This is a genomic window from Calothrix sp. PCC 6303 (assembly GCF_000317435.1).
In the GTDB taxonomy this organism is placed as follows: domain Bacteria; phylum Cyanobacteriota; class Cyanobacteriia; order Cyanobacteriales; family Nostocaceae; genus PCC-6303.
Genome location: NC_019751.1, coordinates 373955 through 396106 on the forward strand (window position 1 = coordinate 373955; position 22152 = coordinate 396106).

At 41.1% G+C, this 22152-nt stretch carries 16 protein-coding genes and 1 pseudogene; 9 read left to right on the forward strand and 8 right to left on the reverse strand.

Going from position 1 to position 22152, the window contains the following annotated elements:
• Positions 1 to 366: 366 nt before the first annotated feature.
• From CAL6303_RS30965 to CAL6303_RS01550, 5 genes are all read left to right on the forward strand, one after another.
• Positions 367 to 1641 (forward strand): calcium-binding protein, encoded by a 1275-nt coding sequence (locus CAL6303_RS30965; protein ID WP_015196060.1) that lies wholly within the window; start codon positions 367 to 369, stop codon positions 1639 to 1641.
• A 100-nt stretch (positions 1642 to 1741) separates the two neighbouring features.
• Positions 1742 to 2695 (forward strand): calcium-binding protein, encoded by a 954-nt coding sequence (locus CAL6303_RS01535; RefSeq protein WP_015196061.1) that lies wholly within the window; start codon positions 1742 to 1744, stop codon positions 2693 to 2695.
• Positions 2696 to 2822: 127 nt separating this feature from the next.
• Positions 2823 to 3611, forward strand: a complete 789-nt coding sequence (locus CAL6303_RS01540; RefSeq protein ID WP_015196062.1) for a peptidylprolyl isomerase — start codon at positions 2823 to 2825, stop codon at positions 3609 to 3611.
• Positions 3611 to 6664 (forward strand): peptidase domain-containing ABC transporter, encoded by a 3054-nt coding sequence (locus tag CAL6303_RS01545; protein ID WP_015196063.1) that lies wholly within the window; start codon positions 3611 to 3613, stop codon positions 6662 to 6664. The genes CAL6303_RS01540 and CAL6303_RS01545 overlap by 1 nt, the downstream gene beginning before the upstream one ends.
• Positions 6665 to 6675: 11 nt before the next feature.
• On the forward strand, positions 6676 to 8205 hold the full coding sequence (locus CAL6303_RS01550) for an HlyD family efflux transporter periplasmic adaptor subunit (protein WP_015196064.1): 1530 nt from the start codon (positions 6676 to 6678) through the stop codon (positions 8203 to 8205).
• Positions 8206 to 8252: 47 nt separating this feature from the next.
• Here CAL6303_RS01550 and CAL6303_RS01555 read toward each other — a convergent pair whose 3' ends face one another.
• The gene (locus tag CAL6303_RS01555; protein WP_015196065.1) at positions 8253 to 9674 is read right to left on the reverse strand and encodes an AAA-like domain-containing protein; all 1422 of its coding nucleotides are present in this window, start codon (positions 9672 to 9674) and stop codon (positions 8253 to 8255) included.
• 1560 nt (positions 9675 to 11234) lie between these two features.
• Between CAL6303_RS01555 and CAL6303_RS01565 the strand changes: the two genes are divergently transcribed.
• The gene (locus tag CAL6303_RS01565; protein WP_015196066.1) at positions 11235 to 11732 is read left to right on the forward strand and encodes an ankyrin repeat domain-containing protein; all 498 of its coding nucleotides are present in this window, start codon (positions 11235 to 11237) and stop codon (positions 11730 to 11732) included.
• Positions 11733 to 11895: 163 nt separating this feature from the next.
• Here the strand turns inward: CAL6303_RS01565 and CAL6303_RS30970 are convergent.
• The 3 genes and pseudogenes from CAL6303_RS30970 to CAL6303_RS01580 all read right to left on the reverse strand — a co-directional run.
• A pseudogene (locus CAL6303_RS30970) lies at positions 11896 to 12184 on the reverse strand (ISKra4 family transposase); the annotation flags it as partial.
• 119 nt (positions 12185 to 12303) lie between these two features.
• Positions 12304 to 13113 carry a DEAD/DEAH box helicase gene (locus CAL6303_RS01570; protein ID WP_041738941.1) on the reverse strand — a complete coding sequence of 270 codons (810 nt, stop codon included), beginning with the start codon at positions 13111 to 13113 and terminating at the stop codon, positions 12304 to 12306.
• A gap of 562 nt (positions 13114 to 13675) precedes the next feature.
• Complete coding sequence (locus tag CAL6303_RS01580; RefSeq protein WP_015196068.1) at positions 13676 to 14566, reverse strand: DUF1186 family protein; 891 nt, start codon at positions 14564 to 14566, stop codon at positions 13676 to 13678.
• Positions 14567 to 14812: 246 nt separating this feature from the next.
• Here CAL6303_RS01580 and CAL6303_RS01585 point away from each other — a divergent pair, with 246 nt between their 5' ends.
• Together CAL6303_RS01585 and CAL6303_RS31675 are read left to right on the forward strand one after the other, a co-directional pair.
• A complete protein-coding gene (locus tag CAL6303_RS01585; protein ID WP_015196069.1) occupies positions 14813 to 15700 on the forward strand; it encodes a pirin family protein in 888 nt (295 codons plus the stop codon).
• A 60-nt stretch (positions 15701 to 15760) separates the two neighbouring features.
• Complete coding sequence (locus CAL6303_RS31675) at positions 15761 to 15892, forward strand: DUF1348 family protein (protein ID WP_083866353.1); 132 nt, start codon at positions 15761 to 15763, stop codon at positions 15890 to 15892.
• Here the strand turns inward: CAL6303_RS31675 and CAL6303_RS01590 are convergent.
• The 4 genes from CAL6303_RS01590 to CAL6303_RS01605 form a co-directional block, all read right to left on the reverse strand.
• A complete protein-coding gene (locus CAL6303_RS01590; RefSeq protein ID WP_015196070.1) occupies positions 15845 to 16534 on the reverse strand; it encodes a glutathione S-transferase family protein in 690 nt (229 codons plus the stop codon). The genes CAL6303_RS31675 and CAL6303_RS01590 overlap by 48 nt on opposite strands.
• Before the next feature lie 58 nt (positions 16535 to 16592).
• Positions 16593 to 16823, reverse strand: a complete 231-nt coding sequence (locus CAL6303_RS01595) for a hypothetical protein (RefSeq protein ID WP_051036592.1) — start codon at positions 16821 to 16823, stop codon at positions 16593 to 16595.
• A gap of 113 nt (positions 16824 to 16936) precedes the next feature.
• Positions 16937 to 17587, reverse strand: coding sequence for a tail fiber domain-containing protein (locus CAL6303_RS01600; protein ID WP_015196071.1), 651 nt, complete (start codon positions 17585 to 17587; stop codon positions 16937 to 16939).
• Positions 17588 to 17661: 74 nt separating this feature from the next.
• Positions 17662 to 18114 carry an ester cyclase gene (locus CAL6303_RS01605; RefSeq protein ID WP_015196072.1) on the reverse strand — a complete coding sequence of 151 codons (453 nt, stop codon included), beginning with the start codon at positions 18112 to 18114 and terminating at the stop codon, positions 17662 to 17664.
• A gap of 327 nt (positions 18115 to 18441) precedes the next feature.
• Between CAL6303_RS01605 and CAL6303_RS01610 the strand changes: the two genes are divergently transcribed.
• Complete coding sequence (locus CAL6303_RS01610; RefSeq protein WP_015196073.1) at positions 18442 to 22116, forward strand: WD40 repeat domain-containing protein; 3675 nt, start codon at positions 18442 to 18444, stop codon at positions 22114 to 22116.
• Positions 22117 to 22152 lie beyond the last annotated feature (36 nt).

Below are 22152 nucleotides of genomic sequence, written 5' to 3' on the forward strand. Positions count from 1 at the left end.
GAATAATTGAAGCATATTTGTAAACCCGCCCTTACAGTTTTGTGAGAAATGCGGGTAACGCTGATTCTCTGAAATTTTGTTCTCTGAAATTTTATTCTCTAATTTTTAACCTAAAACCATCAACTTTCACTCAAAAAATCAACAATTATACATTTACCTGAATTAACCTGAATTAACCTGAATTCAATTCCCAAAAATTTAATTAGCAGTTTCCACTACCTGAAAATATACCTGATTTTGACTCAACAATTTCATCTATTCATTCGCCACAATACAAATAGTTAAACCAAGGGAGATAAAAAATCCGATCTCAACCGTTTAACCTTTAACTTGCAAATACTAACTAGACTATTTTTGGAGAAAATAATGGCGAATAAAATTATCGGTACACCTAATGATGATGTACTCAATGGAACCGACAACGCAGACATCATTGAAGCCCTTGCTGGAAATGATACAATCTACGCCAAAGGAGGCAATGACGAACTTTATGGTGGCGATGGTGAAGATTTTCTCGATGGTGGTGCTGGTAGCGATCGCATGTTTGGTGGTAATGGAAATGACCTCTATATCGTTGATAATGCATCCGATGTTGTCACTGAAAATGCCGCAGAAGGAATCGATCGCGTTGAATCCACCGTCAGCTACACCTTGAGCGCAAACGTCGAAGACTTACACCTGAAAGGGAATGCAGCTATTAACGGTACGGGTAATAATGCTCACAATGCCATAGTGGGTAACGATGCCAATAATGTCCTGTCTGGTTTAGGTGCGGACGACTATTTATTTGGTGCAGGTGGTAACGACGAACTCAAAGGAGGTGATGGAAACGACCAAATGTTTGGTGGTTCTGGGGATGATTCCCTCAATGGTGGAGCCGGTGCTGACGATATGTACGGTAACAGTGGTAATGATAAATACATCGTGAACGATGTCAATGATATGGTGACAGAGTTTCTTGGTGATGGAGTCGATACCGTAATTTCTTCCGTCAGTTACACCCTGGGAGCAAACATCGAAAATCTGACCCTGACTGATAATGCAGATGTGAATGGGACGGGTAACACTCAGAACAACTATATATTGGGTAATGCTGGTAAGAACTTCCTCAAGGGTGAAGGCGGAGACGACCAAATCAATGGTAGGGGTGGTAATGATTCCATTCTTGGTGGTGATGGGAATGACCAGCTTTCCGGAGACACGGGAAACGATATTATACTTGCAGAGAAGGGTAATGATGTTCTCTACGGTAATGATGGGGATGATACTCTTTCCGGTGGTGGTGGTAACGACCTACTTTATGGGGGGAATGGGAACGACCTTTTAGCTGGTGGTAGTGATCTTGACCCTGCTGGTAATAATACCCTTTGGGGTGGTGCAGGAGCAGATAATTTCCGATTTTACTTTGCTCCCACAGGTGTGGACACCATCAAAGATTTTAATTCGACTGAAGGTGACAAAATTCAAATTCACCGTAGTTTTGGTGCGACTTCCCTAGACCAATTTAGCTACAACAGTATTACTGGTGCTGTGCTCTTTGATGCTGCTCCGAATGACGGTGTAAATCCTGTTCAATTTGCAACATTGGAAAACAAGCCTAGCAATTTCTCAATTACCAATGACGTGGTTATTCTTCCCTAAAGACTAAAGAAGATATTATTCGCAACGGCTTTTTACTTAGTACAGCATGACGTAAACGATTAAGACCAACAATTCAACAACTCACAAGGAGTAACAAATAATGGCAAGACGTAATGGAAACAGTAAAAGAAATTACCTCGACACCCGTAGTTTAGGCTCGAGTGATGACCAACTTTATGGTTATGGTGGCAATGACGACATGCTCGCTGGAGAAGGTACTGATTACCTTGAAGGTGGTGATGGAGATGACACCATGTATGGTGATGGTGGCGATGATGAAATGTATGGAGGAAAAGGTCAGGATACCATGGATGGCGGTACAGGAAATGATCATCTGAATGGCGGGGATGATAAAGACACAATTTATGGTGAAGGCGGAAATGACTACATCGATGGTGGTTATGGAGATGACACTGTAGAGAGTGGTGCTGGAGACGATACAATACTTGGCTCCTATGGGAATGATACCCTCGATGGCTCCTATGGGAATGATACCCTATATGGTGAACCTGGTAACGATACGCTGTATGGTTTCTTGGGTGATGACACTCTCGATGGTGGGGATGGTGAAGATAAATTGTACGGCGATTGGGGTAACGACAACCTCTTTGGTGGTAACGGTAACGACCAACTCTACGGTGAAGCTGAGAATGATACCCTAGATGGTAGTTATGGTAACGATACCCTTAGCGGTGGCGACGGTAATGATGTTTTGCTTGGTTCTTTTAATGATGATACTCTTGTCGGTGATGGTGGTGACGATAAGTTATATGGTGAACCAGGTCGAGATACGATGACTGGTGGTGCTGGTGCAGACACATTTGGTTTTTATGCACCACCTTCAAATTATGAGGGTATTGACGTTATCAAAGATTTTAATAAAGCGGAAGGTGACAAAATCGAAATAGTCAAGGCTTCATTTGGTGCAGATTCTAATTATCAATTTAGTTATCAGCAATCAACAGGAGCATTGTATTTTGGTGCAACCCAGTTTGCAACTATTGAAAATCGACCAACAGACTTCTCAATTATGCAGGATATTGTTTTAGTCTAAGGTCGGGTTTCGATATTTTCGATATTGTTGAAGACTTGCAGAAATTGGGCAGAAGGGAATTATTTATTTACTTCTGCCTTTTTCTCCCAACTCTGGGATAAATCTGAGATAAATTTACAAAATAATTATGATAAATGTTTTAGAAACCAATGAGCAGATATTAAATTCCATAGAATTAACTTCCCTATTAACTGGTTATAATTTGTTACCACAATTAATCCGAGAGTTGGTAATCGATCGAGCTATTTATCAATGGCAAAGTTCTACCCATGTGTCTCTAAGTTTCACGGATGAGGAAATTAATAATACTCAAGCCATATTTTATCAGCAGCACCAAGTAATTGATTCGGAACAAGAGAAAATCTGGTTAGAATCTTATGGAATTAACAAGCAGCAATTAATGAGTCTGTTGACTCGGCAACTCAAAATTGAAAAGTTTCAGCAAGCAACTTGGGGACATAAAATTGAGGCTTATTTTTTGCAGCGTAAAAAGTATTTAGACCGAGTTGTTTATTCGATGGTTCGTACTCGGGATTTAGGGATTTCCCAAGAATTATATTTTCGGATTCAAGCTGATGAACATAGCTTTGGTGAACTAGCAAAAAACTATTCGACTGGTGCGGAAGCTAATACTAACGGGATTGTTGGTCCAGTTGAGATGGGAACATTACACCCTGGTTTAGCGAGACAACTACAAATCAGTCAACCGGGACAATTATGGCAACCCGTTTCCTTTGGAGAATATTTTGTAATTATTCGCTTAGAAAAATTGCTACCTGTGGAATTAGATGAGTTGATGCGTCAACGATTGATGAGGGAATTATTTGAAGTTTGGTTAAGGGAAGAAATTCAAAATTTATCTCATTGGCAAAAATCTGAATTGATTAAAAACTTGAGAATTAGGGAGTCTGGATAATGAGTTTTAATTTAGTCACAACAAATATTACATCTGGACAAGTTTCATCAGTAAAAATTAATATCACAGAATTGCTCGGGGGGATATTTCCGTTTAAATGCTTGCCAGTTCATGTATTGAAACGACTAGAGAAAAAGACAAAAATTTGGCGCTATCGGATGGGACAAATGATTGTTACCAAAGAAGTAATGCCCCTGCATATTAGTATTATTTATCAAGGGCAAGTTCGCCTAATTGGCTATAATAAATTTACAGAAAAACCCATAACTTTAACATTATTGCAACCAGGAGAAGTTATTGGTTGGATTTCCCATTTACGGGGAGAAGCTTGTGAAACTGCGATCGCATCCACGGAAGTAGTATGTTTGAATTTACCGATTGCCGATTTTCTTGATTTACTCACGCGAGAGTCGGATTTTGCCCAGTTATTACGGGTTACACCAGCTTTGAGTGAGGTTTATGATTTATTAACCCAGGAATTTGCCGATCGAGCGATCGCCACTCTTGATGAAGCAAATAATCTGGCTAAATTAGCTTTAGATGCAGTTGCTAAAGCTGTTATTTATTATCCTTCCCAAACGGTTTCTCGTTCCCAATTAGATAACCAATTAGATTCTAATTTTCTCTGGTTGGTCAGTAGTAGTACGGAGAATGAATTACCTGTGGGTATGCGTTTAGATGGGGATATTCTCAAAGAGAAACAAAAGCATAATCAAAAACAAAAGTTATATTTAACACCCAATTTGCGTTTGTTGGGTGTACCAAAATATTTATTACCAGAGTATTTATTACCAGAAGATTCCCAACCAAACTTAAAAGCACAATCAGAAACAGTAATCACATCAGATTTACTCGATATTCCCGATGCACCCGATATTTCCGATCTTGCAATAAATCAACCCCAAAAGCAAAAATTTCCCTGTGTTAAGGCTAAAGGTGAATCAGAGAGTGTAATGGCTTGTTTGCAAATGTTGAGCCATTATTACCATTTACCTTTTCGCAAAGATATGTTGCGACAAATTATCAGTAAACAAATTCAACAAACGGGAAAAATCTCATTACAATTTTGCGGTGCAGTCGCGGAATTAATGGGTTTAACAACTCAAATCGTCAAAATACCAGTCAATTCTATTCACAAATTAACGCCACCCGTCATGGTGGCATGGCAAGACACCTTTGCAATTATTCATAAATATAATCAAAAAGAATTATTTATCGCTGTCCCCGAACTCGGTTTAATTCGTCGTCAACTCAAGGACTTTGGAAAAAGCTGGGGTGAGGAAGGTGAAATTTTGTTATTTCAACCTAGCAAACATACCCCCACAACCCGATTTAGTCTACGGTGGTTTGTACCCGAATTGCGACGCTACCGCAAAGTCCTAATCGAGGTATTAATTGCTTCAATGGTCGTGCAGATTTTTGGTTTAGTTAACCCTTTGGCTACCCAGGTAATTATTGATAAGGTCATCGTTAATAATAGTCCCGATAGTTTAGAAGTTTTTGGTCTGTTCCTAATTGTCGTAGCCATCGCCGAAGCGATTTTAACAGCAATTCGTACCCAGTTATTCGTCGATACTAGCAATCGGATCGATTTATCTTTAGGTTCTGAAGTTATCAACCATTTGCTGCGTTTACCATTGTCCTATTTTGAACGTCGTCCCGTCGGGGAACTCGCAACTAGGGTGGGGGAACTCGAAAATATTCGTAAATTCCTCACGGGTACAGCTCTAACCGTGGTCATGGATGCGGTCTTTTCAATTCTGTATATTTTAGTGATGCTAGTGTATAGTTGGATACTAACAATAGTTGCATTAGCAACCGTACCCCTGTTCGCGCTGATTAACTTATTAGTGTCACCAATTATACGCCGACAACTGCAAACAAAAGCCGAACGCAATGCCGAAACCCACTCGTACCTAGTCGAATTGATGGGGGGAATGCAAACAATCAAAGCCCAAAACTTAGAAACGCGATCGCGTTATGTTTGGCAAGAATATTATGCTCGTTATATCAGTGCTGGCTTTCAAACGATTTCGACCCAAACGACCGCGAGTTCGGTAAGTGGATTTTTTAATAAGCTCTCCAATTTACTGGTTTTGTGGGTAGGAGCCTATCTGGTTTTAAACCAACAGCTAACCCTCGGTCAATTAATCGCTTTTCGGATTTTAGCTAGTTATGTTACCAATCCCCTGCTGCGGTTAGTGCAGATTTGGCAGAGTTTCCAAGAAACCGCCCTATCTCTGCAACGTTTGGGTGATATTCTTGACACTCCCCAGGAAACGGAATTTGCTTCCCACAATATTCTCATGCCGAGTATCAAAGGTAATATTAAATACCATCAAATTTCCTTTGGCTTCCGCGAAAACGGAGCATTACAACTTGCCAATATTAATCTGGAAATTCCTGCAGGTGCGTTTGTGGGGATTGTTGGTCAAAGTGGTTCCGGTAAAAGCACTCTGTTAAAATTACTACCTCGTCTTTACGAACCAAAATCCGGTACCATCTCCATTGATGGTTACGATATCAACAAAGTCGAACTTTATTCCCTACGTCGGCAAATTGGGGTAGTGCTCCAAGATACCTTACTCTTTGATGGAACAGTACGGGAAAACATTGCGATCGCATTTCCAGATGCAGGGGACGAGGAAATCATTGCCGCAGCAAAAGTTGCCTATGCCCACGATTTTATTATGAATTTGCCCAATGGCTACAACACCCAAGTTGGAGAACGGGGGAGCGGACTATCGGGAGGACAACGACAACGAATTGCGATCGCGCGTACAGTTTTACAAAATCCCCAATTACTCATTCTCGATGAGGCAACGAGTGCCCTAGACTACAATGCTGAAGCCCAAGTCTGCCGCAATCTTGCCCAGGTATTCCGTGGAAAAACAGTATTTTTTATTACTCATCGTCTGACGACGATTAATAAAGCCGACAAAATTTTAATGATGGATTCCGGCTCAATTGTAGAACAGGGAACCCATCCAGAATTAATGGCGAAAAAGGGTTATTATTATTGCCTTTATCAACAACAAGATGGACAAATCTGAGGTAAAAAATTATGACGATGCAAACTCAATTTGACAGACCAATTTTATTCCAACAAACGACTTTATGGTCGCGAGCAATTGCTTGGGGAATTATGGGAATTAGTGCTTTTGTAATAGTTTGGGCTAGCATATCTCAAATTGATGAAGCGGTTCCCGTTACAGGTAAATTAGAACCAGAAGGAAAAGTTGTTGATGTGCAAGTTCCTGTGAGTGGAGTTGTACAGCAAATTCATGTTAAGGAAGGAGAATCTGTAAAAAAGGGACAAATTTTAATTAGTTTGGAAGCAGCGACGACAAAGGCAGAAATTCACAGTCTGCAAGAAAATCGTTTAGCATTAGTTCAAGAAAATGAATTTTACCGTCGTCAATTAGGAGGCAATAATAGGGGAGAAGAAAATAAAGGAGAAGATAACATAACAGGAAATAATCAAACCAGAAATAATCTAAAAATACCTCCAGAAATAACAATACTAACTCAAAACCGAGCACAATTTCTGAGCGAAAATAATCTTTACCGTACCCAATTACAAGGCACTAAAAACAGCACCAAACTTACGCCAGATCAGATTTTGCGTTTGGGATCGCGTCAGGCTGATTTTAATTCCCAATTACTCGCAGTCCAGTTGGAAACAGCAAAAATTAAACGGGAATTGTTACAAAATGAAGCCCAATTAGCCAGTGCAAAATCAGCATTGAAAATTAGTCAGCAAATTTTTACTAATTTACAAAGCCTGTCGAAAGAAGGAGCATACTCACGCTTACAAACCCTCAAGCAAGAACAGGATACGCGAAGTCAAGCCGCAGATGTAGTTAGATACACCCAAGAAAGACACCGCTTACAAATAGCGATCGCTCAAAAACAGGAACAAATTAATAAAATTACTGCCCAATACCAGGAAGATATTCTCTCGCGAATTACAGGTAATCAAAAAAGCATTGCCGAAATAGACAGCCAATTAATGAAGACAATTGTGGAAAATCAAAAGAAAATACACGAAATCGATAGCCAATTAAGTCAAGCTCAAACCAAACTCAAATATCAAAGTATTACTGCTCCCCATGATGGAACCATCTTTGACCTCAAACCCAATACCCCCGGTTTTGTCGCTAACCCCAACGAACCAATTTTAAAAATAGTTCCCAATAGTCATTTATTTGCTAAAATTTTTATTACTAACAAAGATATTGGCTTTGTCAAAGAAAACTATCAGCAATCTGGGTGTAAGTTCGAGTTAGATAAATGTCCCCAAGTCGATATTCGCGTCGATTCCTATCCCTTTCAAGAATATGGTGATATCAAAGGAGAATTAATTTCAATCGGCTCTGATGCTTTACCTCCAGACCAAATCAATCCTTATTGGCGTTTTCCCGCAAAAGTACGCTTAAACCAACAAGCGATCGCTTTATCGGGTAATACTAAATTACCTTTGCAATCTGGCATGTCGATTAATGCTAATATTAAATTGCGAAAACGTACAATTATTAGTATTTTCACTGATTTCTTTACGACAAAAGCCGAAAGCTTCAAGTTTTTAAGGTAACTTTTAATTCTCCCTTTTCTATGTTGCCTATTTCCTTCTACTTGTTTCTATTTATTCTCTCCCAAACGCAGACGGAAATATTGACGATATAATTGACAACGAATATGAGCGAAATTACCAACAATTTTGACCAAACCCATGCTTTGCAAATGGTAGGCTAAAATTGGTTCTAGTAAAACTCCATTTGGGTTATCAATCACAGCTTTTAACGCAGTTGCTAATTCGGGATGTTCTTGCAAATTTAACCAATGTTCCCGTAAATGGTGGGCAAAAATTCCTGTTTCTGTTGTTCCCTCTTTCACAATTTGCTCCCAACTAATCTGCTGGGGATAATTTGTTAAATAGGAAAAGGCTATGTCCAATAAGTAGGGGTGTCCTCCTACCAATTGGATAAGATAATCAATAATATCTACATCTAACTCTAATCGATGCTGTCGAGCTAACTCTTCGACTTGATTGCGATTAAATTCAGATATTTCTAAAGGCAAACCCACATTAAAAGGGGATTGATTAATATTTAGACGAATATAAACATCCGTAGAGTGAACCAACACTAATCGTAACTTTTTCCAGATAGGTCGGCTGCGAGCTTTTTCATACCAAGAACGCAATAATCCAAAAAAATCCTCATAGATTTCTGGATAGGGGAAAAGAACATCAATATTGTCCAAACATAACACTAAAGGAGTATCACCACTAACTAATAAATACTGCTCAAAATAGGTTGTACAACTCACCTTTGCTCCCATCCCCTCCTCATCCCAATACCGATCTAAATCGCTAGGTAAACCCAACTCCCGACTAACATTGCTACAAAACCAACGCAGAAATTTATTTAATTGGGTAAAATGGGTATTTCTGTCCGCCAATTCCAAACTTAAAATAACATGTCGATAACCCTTTGTTGCGAATCGATTCATAACCTGAACCATCAACATTGTTTTCCCCATAAAACTAGGAGCTTTTATTCTGATTAATGAGCCGGGTTGAGCAAGAACCTCGTCACAAATATTTTCTATTTCCGGTCGCCGAACATAAATATTTTCATTCCCATTTATATTCTCATTCAAACTTGTATCAGATTTCTCTCGGCTAACTAAATTTTGCTTAATTTGAACATCTATATCATCCAAACCAGTTTGATTCTGACTTAAATTATCATTTTCTTGCAAACAATAATTATTGTCGTGAAGCCGCTTTTCCCACTGCCTTTGTAAAGCCTGTTTAAAATTACTTTTCTTAACTTTCTCTTCCAAGGAGTCACTGAGGATTTTCCACAGTTTTGGCGCAACATCCTGACTAATATAAGTAGTCGCATACTGATTCTTAGCGGCTATTTCATCATATTCCTGTCGCCACCATGAACCTTTAATAATCATTATTTCCACATCTGTTAAATTTCTATGGAATCTAGTATTAACGGCATAATTTGCCATTTTTATTGCTGCATCTAAGTTGAAATCTGCCATTACAATCTCGATATTAGACTTTTTAATTATCGGTAGGCGCTGATATTTTTGATACAATTATTTATGCTTAAGACATTATTATTTTATCAAAAATATTCTACAATCCCGTCGAACCCTAGCCAAATTTTGGTACTTGTATTATCAGTAAACCAAAAAATTTTTAAGAGAAGAGCGAAGCTTGCGCGACGTAGCTTGTCTGACGTAAGTCTTAGTTGTTCGCTACATATTTTGTAGCCTAAGATACTTTTTAATACCCAATGCTCTAACCAACAGACATAGAATAGATAATGATTACTTATGTAAAGCGGGCTGAGATTTGTTAATACTAGCCTGATGGAAGATAAATGCTTTCCACTACTTGATATTTCCGCTGTAGAGCTTGAGATTAAAAGGCTAACATCTGTTTGAGTACGAAAAGTGTCCGATAAATTAATCGACCACCTTTCCTCTTTAGACTGATTCTGAGCCAAAGGAGATTCACCCAGATATTAAGTCGAACGTTTGAAGCCTGATGGTAGTAAACGAATAGCAAAACCGATGTGGTTGGCTTTTATTGGAGAATCAATGCCCTCTTGCACTGAAATATTCCAATATTACTTGCGTCGGTTCGGTGTTGACCATTGGTATCGTTTTGCCTTTTTTGAATGCCCGATAGGGCTATAACAAAGATTACATTGGACACTACCAAAACTCTCAACACCAGAACAATCTGACAGATGGAGTGACCTAATGCCACTAATCACTTGGCAGTTATGGCTAGCACGAGATATTGTTAAAGATAGCCCTTTGCCCTGGCAAAAATAGCCCCAAAGTTAACTCCGGGAAGGGTTGCACAACCAATTGGTGCAATTTTAGCAGTGATTCACACACCTGCAAAACCTCCAAAACTACGCGGAAAATCCCCAGGCTGGAAACCACAACAAACACGTAAGCGTAGAATTAACTACCCTGTAGTCAAAAAACGAACTACAACTCCCACTAAAAAGAAACCTCAGCCAGCTTAAATAGTTGAATTTTTCAATTTGTATACTGATGTGTATTAGATTCTTTCTGCTGCACTGTTTTGTCATGCGTTAGTCTAAACTACAGTCAGTATACTTAGCAAGATTCAAGTACGATTCCTATATAATTGTAGAGTGTTACAGTCAGTGGAATGTGAGATTTGCAAATCATAGTATATACACCAGTCTTTACCCATCGTACCAAACAAAATCATCGTGGGAAGCCTACCTTAACCATTCCCCACCTTAAAGCAAAATAATGAATCTTTGCTAATAGCGATCGCGCATTGTAGCGAAGAGACTAATTATGAATGGGATTTTGGAGCCTCATGCTGTAACTACCAATGCTTGGTATTCCAGTAATATATTTCTATCTGTGCCAGGTTTGATTACAATTTGCTAAGAAGGAGACTTTTCAAACACCCTTTAGGTATTGAACCGAGAGTAGTCCTCTAGAAGTAATGATTTGAGTCTGTGTAATTCTCTCGGGATGAAAAAAGGAAAGAAAAATCATCACTTTTTTAGCACTACCCATAAATCTATATGTGTTAGTTAAACTATGGAAATTCATGCTTATGGCAGACAAGGAGATATCACAGCCGTACAACGACAGCTAGCTAGCGGAGTTGATATCGATTGTGTAGATGAATGGTCAAAAACACCCTTAATGTATGCAGTAAATGACGCAAATATCAATCTTGATATGGTGCGATTTCTAATAGAAAACGGTGCAGATGTGAATGCAATTGAAGCTATATTTAAGAATAATGTACTTGGGTTAGCAGTCCAGTCAGGAAATCTCGAAAAAATTCAATATCTTTTGGATTGCGATGCTGATATCAATTATCAAAGTCCCGGTGGCTATGATGTGTTAATTAATTCGATGTTCGGTCGAGATATATCTCGATGTGAAAACTTAATCTCAATTGTTAATTTATTAATTACTAGAGGAGCAAAAGTTAATAGACACGTCCGTAAATTTAAACCCAGTCTGTACAAGGGTTTTAAAGATTACTTATATGTCTTCGCTCAACGTAGCAATAAGGGTTTGAAATAGTTGATGATAGTTTAGAGACAAAAAATAGGATTTTCTAATTTTGAGCTTACACGTGATTTAGTATGCAATGTAATTCCCACAAGCTATATATGGTAAATATTAGGGTTGGTAAAAATAAAACTTTATATCCTATCTTTTCGGGAATTTAATTTCCGGACGGGTCTAATACAGTCCCAAATAGTGTTGTCAGTTTTCGTGCAAGTTTATGCTTATGGGTTCGTTGCTCTCCATCACTACCTTGACAATCTCCTTCTATTTCGTCACTACTACGCAGGTTTAAATACCCTTGTAATAAGCGTCGTAATAACTCGTTCCCGTTGACTTTAAAGATTTTTCTCTAGTTCTTCATGTTCTAGACCGCACACACTGTCAGAGCCTAACCACTCGACTATTTCTTCAAATAATGACCGCGCTTCTCCAAAAAATTCTGATGTTATCCCAAATGCTTCCATATATCATCTCCCAAAATTGACTCTGTGTTGAGAAACATGAGTCTGTCTTTTTTTGAGATTATTGCTTCAAAGCCTTTGATAACAATACTCTTGTTTCTACTCTTTATTAGGATACAGTATCATGACACGAGCCGCACCCAACTCATTTGGCTAGTAGTTGTTTTTACTAACCCCCGCGCAAAATCATAAACATCCTCAAATAAACTTTTATACTCCTTCGATAGTTTATATGGCATTTCCACTGATTCCCGCTCTGGGAAAGGTGTTTCATTCCCTAACCACAACTTGACATCAGCCCGTCTTCGCTGGATAAAGTGTTGTGCTAGGGTTTTACGCTGCTCCTCTGTGAGAAAATCCAACGACAATTGCCCAAACTCTGGTTTCAACAATCCCAACAACGATAAAAACGCCTCTTCAATCCCACTGTGGGGTGTTGCGGTAAGTAAAAGTAGATTTCTATCAGCTTTTGCGGCGATTTCTTGGACTAATTGATGCCGTTGCTGCTGAGATGTACTTCGGCTTCGCTCAGTATCCGTACTTTTATTGTTTCCACTCGCACAGGTGTGGACTTCATCGACAATCACAAAATCTGGGCAGTGAGTAATAAAACTTGCTTTTCTCCGGTCAGCTTTGGCGTAGTCCAAACTCACAATAATATGGCGGTAATAACTAAAAATATGCTCATCCCCCGGCACCACTCGCTCTAATTTAGAAGCAGTCCCAGAGCGAATTACCACCGCATCAATATGAAATTTCTCCCTAAGTTCCTGCTGCCATTGGTCGCATAAATGGGGTGGACACAAAACAGCAATTCGCTTCACCTCACCCCGGTCTAAAAATTCACGGGCAATTAATCCGGCTTCAATAGTTTTACCGATGCCAACATCATCCGCAATTAATAACCGCAGCGTTTCCAACCGCAATGCCATTAACAACGGCACTAATTGATAGGGACGAGGACGCAGCGATCACGGCAACACACAATGGAACCTGGTTGTATCTATTGTTGAGCCAGTGCGTTGCGGGGGTTGCCCCCGTTGTAGCAACTGGCGTTGTCAAGGGTATCTGTCATGGGTGCATAAAAAAGCAGCCCAAAGCGGCAGAACAACTATAGCGTTTTCTACTTCACTCTCAGCTACAGTGAAATTACTTAAGTATTTTTTAGGTTTTAACATATTTTTATAACAACTGCCAGTTCATCTCATCCGGGAACTTCAAGTTTAATATTCGTGATTATTTCAGGTAAAATTGGTGATGAAAATCACTGACATTTTTCAATTTACAAAATGTTTGATTTGTACATTTTTGCTTCCTCAACATAATTACGAACAGGGCTCTTTTATAATATTTTTGTACTATGTTTTGAGGACGATGGTTCCAAAACATAATTTGTAAAACTACTATTTGATGAAGGTGCAACTGTGAAAACTGCTCGATGAGAGTGTCTAACTCCAGCCGTTAGCAGCAGGCAAAAATAGAATATATTCCCACTTATTTTTTCTTGGGTCGGTTTTTGCGACGGGTTTGTTGTTGCATTTTCTTCTTTTTAATTGCTTGAGATTTTTTCGGACTGGATGATTTTGTGAATTCGTTCAAAGTGTTAAAAGGGGTGTAGCTTGGTTTAGATTTTGGTTCGTTAAAACCAGCCCACCACTCCATCTCAGTAATGATATTATCAATCAAAACATGATGGTGATCATCACGAAGTTTCTCTAAAGCTCCCTCTATACCCAGTTCTATAGACTCATCTACTTCTTCTCTAGCAATAAACATGGGATCAACCAAATCTTCATCAAAAGCTTGATCGATATAGGGCTTAAGTTCGAGCGGGCATAAATCGCAAATATCTATAATTAATTTGTTGAGAAGATAGTTGTCAGCATTTCTTTCTATTTTTCCTTGGAAAAGTTCTCCAAAATATTCAACAACTTCCTGCCTAGTAATGATGTCTTGAGCAAGCAAAGTCATTAATGAATCTATTGCTGCACCTCGAACATATTCGTTAGCTTCCTGATTTTCGATTAGTTGTTTAATTGGGTCAAGATTTCCATCGAATACTGAAGTAATGATTCTCCCCAAATCTTCGGTAACGACATCTCCAGTTATATCCATTGCTGTATCTCCTGGAGTGGAGAAAAAGTCAATGATGACAGAATAAGCAGCCTTTTCTCGAAATTGCGCTAATAAATAAAGCGCATATATGTGTAGAATATAACCGGAATCTTCCAGTAATTCATCGAAATTATTCTTACACTCTTTTAATGTTTCTATTAATACAGGTGTAATAGCTGCTTGTTGTGAAATTGCACCTTCCACCGCTTCACGGGGAAAGATTCTAGTTTCGTTATATTTAAGCTGCTCTATAATTTCTGCTAATTCCATACGACCAATTAGATTGATTTGAAAGTTATTATGTAACTACTTATCTTCTCACTTTTTGTCCGTATAAGTAAAAATTTTATTAAACGATAGCTATCGCTCGACCGACTGTAATATGCCTTGTAGTCAGCTTTGACCAAGATTAATCATATTTTATCGAAATAATTAAATAATTAGTAACCGATAATCTAAATAGTTCTATTTATGCGAATATCTACGTATCTATAATCAAGTTATATACTTTGGTAAATGTTTAACAAAATTGAGAAAATAATAATACCTCACATTAAAGACCTGGGTGGATTTCAAGCCAGACGACTTCTTCCCAACAAGAGTCAACCGATGGTGGGGTCTTTCATCTTTTTTGACCATTTAGGACCTGCAACATTTCCACCAGGCAAAGGGGTTGACGTGCGTCCACACCCGCACATAAATTTGGCGACGGTTACTTATTTATTTGAAGGAGCGTTATTGCACCGCGACAGTTTGGGATTTGTCCAAGAAATTCGTCCTGGGGAAGTTAATTGGATGACAGCAGGAAGCGGTATTGTTCATTCAGAGCGGACTCCAGAAAATATCCGCACTCAAGAAGCTACGCTCCATGCAATTCAAACTTGGATAGCGCTTCCTGAAGAATACGAAGAAGTTTCCCCTTCCTTTCACCATTATTCAGCTAGTAGTCTTCCCCAATGGAACAGCAACGGTACCTCTGTCACCTTAATTGTCGGAAAAGCTTGCGGATACGAATCTCCCGTCAAAATCTTCTCACCAATGCTTTATTTGGACGTAAAATTTGACCCAAATGCCAGTTTTACTCTCAATTCCGAATATAGTCAGCAAGCAATATACAGCGTCACTCCTGGAATTGCCATTGATGGTGAACCTATCGAGCAACACTCTTTAATTATTTTAAAGCCAGGTGCTTCTGTAGAAATTACCTCGAATGCCGAAGCGCGTTGTATTGTTATTGGTGGTGAACCAGTTGGGCAGCGTTACAAATGGTGGAATTTTGTTTCCAGCCGTCCGGAGCGCATCGAACAAGCAAAAATTGACTGGAAGGAAGGACGCTTTGATCAAGTACCAACGGAAACAGAGTTTATTCCCTTACCAGACGATTCATTTGTGGAAGGATTTTGAGATATTGGAGCAAGAAGAACGAGATATGGATTATTGTGCGAAACATCATCCCTGGCATAGATTGAAGATTCTGAGTGGCGAAATCGGGCAGAATTTTTTAGAGGACGAGATGCAATCAAAGAGTTTCTTAAAAGCATCAGAATGTCATTGTTTCAAAGTTGGCTGATGAAGATCGAACATCATTTGAAATAGCCGTCCATAATGTTCGAGATAAAATTCTGGCGGATTTGAGATCGATCGGACTGATTCCCGGCGAGCAACTTTTGCCTTCCATTGCTGAAGTCGATTCAGTCCAGATGGCAACTGAAAGCCTCGGAAATGCTCCAACACGACTAATTGCTCAAACCAAGGATAAAAAGTCAGATCGACAAGACTGATTTCTTCCCCCAACCAGTAAGACTCATCCTCAGATAATTTTTGCAATCCCTCCTGCTCAATAAATCGTAAGGAATCGGTCAGTTTATTCACTCCCTCCACTTGCTGGAGTGGATTTTGGCTGATTAACAATTTGTGAGTCGTTGCAAACAATTGGGTATCGGCAAAATTGATCAAAATTCGTGCTTGTGCCCTTTGCATCGGCTCCTTGGGTAATAGCGGTGGATCAGGGAAAACCTCCTCTAGATACTCATTGACGATCGCCGATTCCCAGATGTGGCGATCGCCATGTTTGAGGACGGGGACTTTGCCATAAGGCGAAATTTCGAGAAAGTTAGCGGGCTTATTTTGGGGGTCGATTTCGATTAACTCAAAAGGAACGCCTTTTTCTAGCAAGGTTAACCGCACTTGGTGAGCAAAAGGACACAGAATTGCACTATAAAGTTGAATTTGAGACATGGCAAAACTCCTCGATCACTTGGATCTGGTTGCCCAAACCCTTTTGGAACGTTATATTTCATGCTGCTGTTGGTTGTTGCGCCGCTGCTTGTGCTGCTGCAACCAAAGATTCTGGTGACATAAAAGCGAGATATCGATCGACAAGTTCTGGTGGTAACAATTCGATGAGTAATTGATTTTCCACCCAGAATTCAATTACATCGAAGTAATTATCGCCGCGACGACAATGCAACATCCGCCAGCCTTCACGCGATGCGATCGCTTGAATTTGGGTGGTACTGATTGGCACCGAAATAGCCGTATGATTGGCAGTGTAAATCGATGCTGGTGGATTCGATCGCAGTTGAGAATTTCAAAGATTGGCGTTGCCGATCTAATATCGATTCAGCAACGCCCAAAGATTTATTGCACTGGATTTTTGGTCTCTAGAGCCTTTACTTTCTCCGTTAATGTCGAAATCATCTTCTGCTGTTCTTGGACGGCTTTAGTTAGCACACCGACGATATCCATCGCACTGAGTCCTTTGCGATCGATCGTGGCAACTAGATCTGGCACATCTTCAGCAATAAATCCCACATGCTTCACTTTGTCTGTATCGGCTTTATAGATAAATTTCACAGGGTTTAGATCGGCTAGTGTCTCTAGTGCTTCTTTGCTAGAAAGCGCGGTAATACTTTCTTTCAAGGTTCTTGATGAACCTTGAGTTAATGCACCAGTGATTGAAAGATTACCATTGGGTTTCAAGGTCATCACATTACCGCTTCCACTGTTAAAGAAATTCATCACGTTATTGGAACTACCAGTGGCGATGTCCCAATGTAATTTACCAAACACTAAGAACCGCAACCGAGCGAAATCTTGATTATTATTCTGTATGGACAAAAGCTGAGGTTTATCAGAACCATTCGTCGAAACTCCAATAACCTGGCTAAATGTGCCGATGTTTGACTGTGCTTGTGCTGGCTCATTACCGATCGCTTTTGAGGTAACAGCTCCAGCCAGAAATGCACCAATTGCCTTGATAACTTGATTGCGAGAGAAAAGATTAGACATAGTTTTAGCTCCTTTGTAAAGTAGTATTATGCTGCCATCGTTCGTCATTTGCTGACCGATGCTGCCATCGTTCGTCATTTGCTGACCGATGCAGCCATCTCTGGTTGCGGAATCAAGCCGAGCTGTTGCATCATCGTCAGATCGTCGCGGATGACCCAATGCTCGGCTACCTTGCCATCCTGGACTCGCAGAATGTGAATCTGTCGCTGGCAAATTGACTTACCAGTGGGGGGCATATCCAGAAAACCTGGAAACAGACCTTGATGGGTGGCAGTGAGGGTACAGCGCATCACGACCTTATCTCCTTCGGCAATGAGATCTTCGATCGCGTGATGATGATCGGGAAATGCCTGAGTCAGGGTGTGAATGAATTGCTTCATCGATTCCGGATCTCGCGATGCCACAGGGGTGGGATCGTTATTGCTAAACCCTGGATGGACTAATTCATCGATCGCATCGACGTTGCGTTGATTGAAAACTTCTTCGTAAAAACGGCGGACGATCTCTTTATTTGCTTCGGTAGACATGATAAATCCTCCTGGATATAATTGTGATATAAGGATCGCGAGCGTCGATCGAAATGTGATGAATCATGAGATTAACTCCGTTAAATAAGTCGAATCTTAAAAAGAGGTAATAATGCATCATTTTCAGATGCAACGGAGCTTGGGCTAAATTTAAGACGCAGACCAAATACTTGGCGAAGAGGAAACTGTTAATTCAATCTCCATGTCTTTTAGAATATGCGCCCCCTGATAGTTTGACAGCCAGAAAAGATCGGAGAAAAACTGCTGTTGACGATCGGAAAAGATCGGATCTTCGATTGTAATTTACGAATTATTAGGACTAGAATAATGCTAGACATTCTGGCAGGTTCTTTGCCGATGACAGCAGATGAAGCCTTAGCATTACTCGATCGACTGCTCCAAAAACAGAGTCTGCGAGATATTCAAGAGCAAGTGTTTCGTCACGCTTGGCAAGGTCGCACCTACCCCGATATAGCCGAGCAGATTGGCTATGATACTGGATATATCCGCGATGTCGGCTACGAACTGTGGCGACAATTGACTCAGGTATTGGGCGAACCCGTCACCAAAAATAATTTGCAAGCGGTATTGCGTCGCCAGCGAGATCATTCGCCTAAATTAGCGGTGCCAGAAGTTATCCCAGCATCATTTCCAGAACGAGATTGCTATTGGGGAGAGAAAATTGATGTTTCCAGCGTCATTGGGCGAGAAAATGAACTCCAACAGTTGGAACGATGGCTAGATGACAATTTTGAAGTTAATCCCCTTGAACCACGTTGTCGGCTGATTTCGATCGTCGGCATGGGCGGGATGGGCAAAACATCATTAGCAGCCAAGCTCGCCCAAAAGTTAGCCGCTGCAAATCAAAAATTCGACCGCATCATCTGGCAATCCCTCCGTAATGCCCCACCGCTGGATAAAACTCTATTTCAGCTTATTGCCTTTCTGTCTCACCAACAGCAAACCGAACCTGCGGACACTGTGGATGCTCAAATCTCGCAATTGATGGCATATTTACGCACTACTTGCTGTCTGATTGTCTTTGATAATTTTGAATCTATACTCGCGCATGGTGGTTATCGTGAGGGTTATGCTGGCTATAGCGAACTTCTCCGCCGGATTGCTACCGAACATCATGCTAGTTGTTTATTATTAACCAGCCGGGAAAAGCCCAAAACCTTGATTCATTTAGAAGGTGACTCTGGGGCAGTTCGCACGCTAAATTTATCTGGTTTAAGTGCGATCGAAGTAGAAGTGATTGGGACTGCAAATGGTTGTCATACTAATGCCCAGAGCCACTGGCATCATTTACAACAATCTTACGCTGGCAACCCATTAGCGATTAAAATTGCTGCGACCACGATTCGGGATCTATTTGATGGTAACGTAACTGCATTTTTAGAGCAGGGGATAATTCTCTGTAATGGGATTGAGGCTTTATTGAGCCAACAATTCGACCGATTATCCCAGATCGAGCAACAAATTCTGTACTGGCTAGCGATCGGGCGTGAAGCTGTATCGATCGCCGAATTGTTAGCAGATTTCATTCCTAGCGGTTGTCGAACGCAAGTTTTAGCCGCATTACAATCATTAGATCGGCAAAGTTTGATTGAAAAGAGTTCTGGATGTTTTACCCTGCAACCCGTGGTGATGGAATATGTCACCGCCGTATTTGTCGATCGAATATGCGAGGAAATTACGACTCTAGATATAGCAAATTTTAATAATCACGCACTGATTCAGGCTCAGGCTCAAGACTATGTACGGGAGAGTCAAGTGCGGATGATTTTAGTGCCGCTGGTCGATCGACTTATCGGTAAATTGCGATCGAAATTAGAAATTAAGCAGCAACTCGATCGCGTATTAGTGAAAGTGCGAACTGAATTTGCTGATACCAAGGGCTATGCGGGTGGTAATTTAATTAATCTATTGCAGCACTTACAGATCGACTTGAGCGGCTATGATTTTTCCGATCTTTGCATTCAGCAAGCCTATCTACCCGGCATGAATTTACACGATACTAATTTTGCGAATACTGATTGGGCGAACTCAGTTTTTACCGAAACATTCAGCAGTATTCATGCGATCGCTTTTAGCCCAGACGGTTGCTGGTTGGCTAGCGGCGATTTTAACGGCAGTATTCGCTTGTGGGATACCCGCACAAAGCAACTGCAATCGATATCCAGCGGTCATACTCATTGGGTACGAGCGATGGCTTTCAGTCCCGATAGTCGAACGCTAGTCAGTGGCAGTTATGATTGCACCATGAAGCTATGGGATGTCAATACTGGCAAGTGCTTGCAGACATTAACCGATCGCACCCAATCAGTCAATTCAGTGGCATTTAGTCCCGATGGCAACCTCTTAGTCAGTGGTTGTGATGATTTTCTAGTCAGCGGTAGCGACGATTGGACGATCGGGATCTGGGATGTCAACACGGGTGAGTGCTTGCAGAGATTCACCGACTATACTCAGGCAGCTTACTCAGTGGCATTCAGTCCCGACGGTGAAACCATTGTCAGTGGCGGTGTCGATGCAAACATTCGGCTGTGGAACGTTCGCGACGGGCAATGTTTGAAAACATGGGCGAGTCATCAAGGTAGAGTCTTTTCGGTGGCATTCAGTCCCGATGGTCTAACCATTGCCAGTGGCGGGGACGACGGTACCGTCAAGCTGTTTGATGCGATTACTGGCGAGTGTTTGAGAACTTGTTTGGGACACAGCGATGAATTGAAGTCGGTCATTTTTAGTCCCGATGGTCAAACGATCGTCAGCGGTGGCAAGGATCGAACCATTAAATTGTGGGATGTGCGGACTGGACGGTGTTTGAAGACGCTGGTTGGGCATGAGGATTGGGTTTGGTCGATCGCTTGCAATGCGACTCATCAGCTCGTGGCTAGCGGTAGTGAAGATCGGACCGTGAGACTGTGGAGTTTGATTACTGGCAAGTGTCTGAGAGTTTTTCAGGGCTACGCAAATACGATCTATGCGATGGATTTTGTCCCTCCACAGGTGGCAGATTCGCCAGGGATGCTAGCTACTGGATACTTTGGCGGCGCACTGCGACTCTGGAATATCGAAGACGTTGGCGTAGCCTCCCCTGCGGGGAATCGATCTACGAGTTTTAGCGGTCATAATAGCTCCATCCGAACAGTAGCCTTCAGTCCAGACGGTCGATTCCTCGCTAGTGGGGGTACTGGAGAAGACCCGATTATTAAACTTTGGCAGGTTGGCGATGGTCGGTGCTGCCACATTTTAACCGGACATACCGATGGTCTGTGGTCGATGGCATTTAGTCCTGACGGTCGAATCCTTGCCAGTAGTAGCTCAGACCATACAGTTAGACTTTGGAGCACGCTGACGGGTGAGTGTCTCCAGATTTTGACAGGGCATACAGATTGGGTCACAGCGGTAGCTTTTATTGTCTCCCCACCGATGCTAGTGAGTTCGAGTCGGACGATCTCGTTTTGGAATATCCGAACAGGTGAATGTATCCGTACTTTGCAGGGTCATCGGTCAGGGATTATCTCGATCGCGGTGAGTCCTAGTGGCGATATTTTAGCAGGTGGTAGTGTTGACAATGCCGTTGCACTTTGGCACATTAACACTGGTGAATGTTTCCAAGTTTTACCCGGTCATCAAGCGTTTGCTCGGTCTGTGGCATTTAGCCCTGACGGTCGAATCCTTGCTAGTGGCAGCTATGACGGTACCGTCAGGCTTTGGGATGTGCCCAGCGGGCAATGTCTGAAGATCTTGCAGGGGCATAAGCATGGTGTGTTCGCAGTGGCTTTTGTGCCGCACTACAATGCGGATTTTGCCGAACGTCAGTTGTTAGCCAGTACCGGTACTGATGCCACCATTCGATTCTGGGATGTTGCCACAGGTGAATGCGTCAAAATCATTCGATCGCCGCGACCCTACGAGGGGATGAATATTCGCGGCATCCAAGGATTGACTGCTGCCCAGCAGGAAAATTTAACGGCTTTAGGAGCCACCCTATAGAATCTATTGGCGATCTTTGAAGGTGATCGCCATAAC